The organism is Streptomyces sp. NPDC041135 (assembly GCF_055592085.1).
Genome location: NZ_JBVIYZ010000090.1, coordinates 1 through 3091 on the forward strand (window position 1 = coordinate 1; position 3091 = coordinate 3091).

The following is a 3091-nucleotide window of genomic DNA, read 5'->3' on the forward strand; positions in this document are numbered from 1 at the left end:
CACCCATCCTCCCGGTCTGGCTCAACGAGCCAGACCCCGGAAGGGGGTCAATTCTCAAAGTCGGAGACTGGTCCACTTTTAGAAGACCACCGACACTGCAGGTCAGGCCCGACGGACAGGGGGTCGTCGCAGGTCCGACCAACCCTCATGTGGCGAGGCGTCCCAAGCACAGGAGGACTTCGACCGGGCCTCGACGCCGGGAGCTGCTGCAAGTGCTGGGGATCTTCCAGAGGGCTACGCCCGATCAGTTGTGGAAGCTGACCCGTCCGGACAACCAGCACGACAAGCTCACGCGGGACAACCTCCTGGATCTGGAGGACCACCACCTGGTGAGGATCGAGTCGGTGCAGGAGGACCAGCGGCAGGTGTGGGTGCTGCCCAAGCGCGGACACGGCGAGGCGAAGCAGTTGCTGGAGCCGAAGGGCATACGGGTCTGGGTGCTGCGCGAAGAGAAGTACGACCCGGTCACGGGTTAGCCGCTCGGCGCCGGCTACGACGACCACGCCGCGGCAGTCACCTCGACGGCCGCCGAACTCCACCGCGCCGGGATCGGCCACCGGCTCGGATTCCAGACCGAGATCGGGCACCGGCTCGGCAACAACTACGTGCAGCGGGCGGACTTGGTGGTGCGGGCGCCGGAGGCCGGGGTGCCGGTACTGCTGCTGGAGATCGACCGCCGCACCGAGGACGCGCACGACCTGGTCACCAAGCTGCGCCGGTACTGGGAGTGGGGCCGGCTGCTCCCGAAGGACGCGGACAAGCGCACCGTGGACCGGGTCCGTTCGCGGCCGGACGCGATCGAGCACGTCGACCACGAGAAGCGGCTGTGGCGCCGGGTCTACCCGCCGACCGGCCGGGAGGGCCTGGTGCCGGTGGCGTTCGTGTTCGCGGACACCACGCAGGCGAAGGTCGACAACACGGTCGACGTGCTGGAGGAGGCCGGCCGCGACTACTGGGCGCCTCGCCGGTACGAGACCTACCACCGGGGGATCACCGCGCGGGACTACGGCCAGGCGGTGCCGGTCGTCGTCACCACTCTGGAGCAGCTGGCGGGGCACGGCGCGGACGCGGCGGTGTGGCGGCGCCTGGGGCGCAAGGACGAACAGACGCTGACGGCCGCGCTGGACAACCCCGACGGCGATGTTCTTTTCCGCCGCCAGTACGCCCGCGCCGAAGCGGAGGACGAGCGGCGTCGTGCCGCTGAGCGAGAGGCGCAGCGCCCCGTGTGCAAGCGGTGCGGAGGGAAGTTCACCGACCAGCGCTGGGAGGAGACCACCGCTCACCGGACTGCCTGGAACGCTGGGGACGTGTCCGTGTGCGGCACCTGCCACGCCGACGACGTCGCCCGCGAGGAAGCCGCCGCCGAGGCCGCCCGCCTCCAGGCCGCCGCACCGCTGGAGCCGGAGGACGACCAGGGCAGGCCGCGCCGCTTCTTCGGCCGGCGCTCCGGATCCCGCCCGGCGACGCCGCTCCACCCGCCGACCGCGGGCGGGACGGCGTCGCCGGAACACAGCTGGTGACCGATCCGGCCCGAGTAGTTGCACGGGGTCGGTCATGTCTCTGACGTGCCGGTTGACCGATCGCGGGAGGTGGATCGGTCACGCTCGGCCCGCCGACCGGTCATCGGTCACCGGCCCGGTGGTTGGGCAAGCCCCGCCGCACGAAGGGCTTGCCCGGCGTCCGGCCCGCAGCGCGGGACGCCCCCCGAGATCGTGGCGCCAGCATCTGGGAGGCGAAGGACCGGACCCGGCCGACACCACGTCCAGGCCGTAGACCGGAGCCATGAGACGAAACAAGCAAGACAGCCCGGCCTCGCTCGGGCAGAGTGATCCGGGGGACATGTGGCTTGCCCTGGCACGCCTTCACGCGGCCCACCCCGACCCGGTCGGCCGCCTCGTACCGTTCGAGAGAGCGGATGCGCTGCTGTTCCTCGCCGAGCCGGACGACATCGTCCTCACCGCGCGGGTGGAGCTGTCCGGTTCGGAGACGATGGGCCACATCCACGGCCTGGATCAACACGGTCACCCGCGGTGTCACCAGCGAGCTGGGCTGCGCCGGGACCGGGGTTGCACTGGAGGTCCTGGTTGGCAAGCGCCACGAGGGGTTCCTTAGGAGGGATCTTATGTGGGGTCCGCTTCGCTGGCGGGTTCCCAGGTGATGAGTCCGTTGATGTGGGCGCCGCCGTTCAGGTCTGGGGGCAGGACTGCCGTGATGGCACCCTTGGCCGTCTCGTTCGGCCCGAGGGTGTCCCACTTGCACTTGATATCCCCGCCGGCCTCCACCTCGCAGTTGGGACTGACGTTGCTCACCGTCAGCTGGGGGGTGATCTTGTGGGTCAAGACGACCTTGGACACCGGCGCATCGCCGGTATTCACCACACTCCACTCCCAGGTGATGCGATCGCCCGCCTCGCTGATCTCCGGCGCATCGTAGGTGAACTCAGCCTTCCCCTCCGCGCGGAGGGGGAGACTCTGGACGGTGTGCGCCCCGGCCGGCGCGGACAGCATTGTCCCTGTGGCGGACATCATCATGATCATCAATGTGCTGAGCATCGCTTTACGCATGCACTTTTGCCCTTCCGCGGCGTCTGAGGTGGAGGGCGCCAGGTAGGAGGCCCCCGGTCAGATAAAGACCAACGACGCGGATAGGCACGATCTCGACCGGCGAAGCGACTGGCGCGGCTCAGTGCGGTCCCGTTGGCGTAGCCATCACGGAAGTGCTGTCAGGACCAACTGCGGGGTTCTGGCCGCGCTGCCGTGAAGGGTCCGCCTGCCGCCGGCTTCGAGTCCCTTCCCCCGACAGAGCCCCGCGCCGCTCAGACGGTAGTGCGGCGGTTGCCGGGCCTGGACGAGGGCCGTCCCTCTGCCGTAGTCGTCACGGGAGCTTCTTCTGGACATTGCGGCAGGCTGCGACGGCACCGCGGTGGAGTTCGCGCCGGCCCCGCGGGCAGGGGTGCGGCGTGACCGTCGCGGCCGGTGTTGATGGCCTGTGGGTGTTTAGAGGTCATCTCATTTGGCGAGCCTGCGGTAGCAGATCAGGGTGCATGCGAGGCTCGTGAAGGCGAGGAAGTGTTCGGCTTTGCGCTCGTAGC

General features: G+C 69.4%; 3 protein-coding genes. 2 read left to right on the plus strand and 1 reads right to left on the minus strand.

Going from position 1 to position 3091, the window contains the following annotated elements; translation table 11 throughout:
• The first annotated feature begins 248 nt into the window (after positions 1-248).
• Positions 249-476 carry a hypothetical protein gene (locus ACZ6CZ_RS37890; RefSeq protein WP_469030649.1) on the plus strand — a complete coding sequence of 76 codons (228 nt, stop codon included), beginning with the start codon at positions 249-251 and terminating at the stop codon, positions 474-476.
• A 171-nt stretch (positions 477-647) separates the two neighbouring features.
• Positions 648-1520 (plus strand): hypothetical protein, encoded by an 873-nt coding sequence (locus ACZ6CZ_RS37895; RefSeq protein WP_469030651.1) that lies wholly within the window; start codon positions 648-650, stop codon positions 1518-1520.
• 600 nt (positions 1521-2120) lie between these two features.
• On the opposite strand, the gene ACZ6CZ_RS37900 is transcribed toward ACZ6CZ_RS37895, so the two are convergent.
• Positions 2121-2564, minus strand: coding sequence for a hypothetical protein (locus tag ACZ6CZ_RS37900; RefSeq protein ID WP_469030652.1), 444 nt, complete (start codon positions 2562-2564; stop codon positions 2121-2123).
• Positions 2565-3091 lie beyond the last annotated feature (527 nt).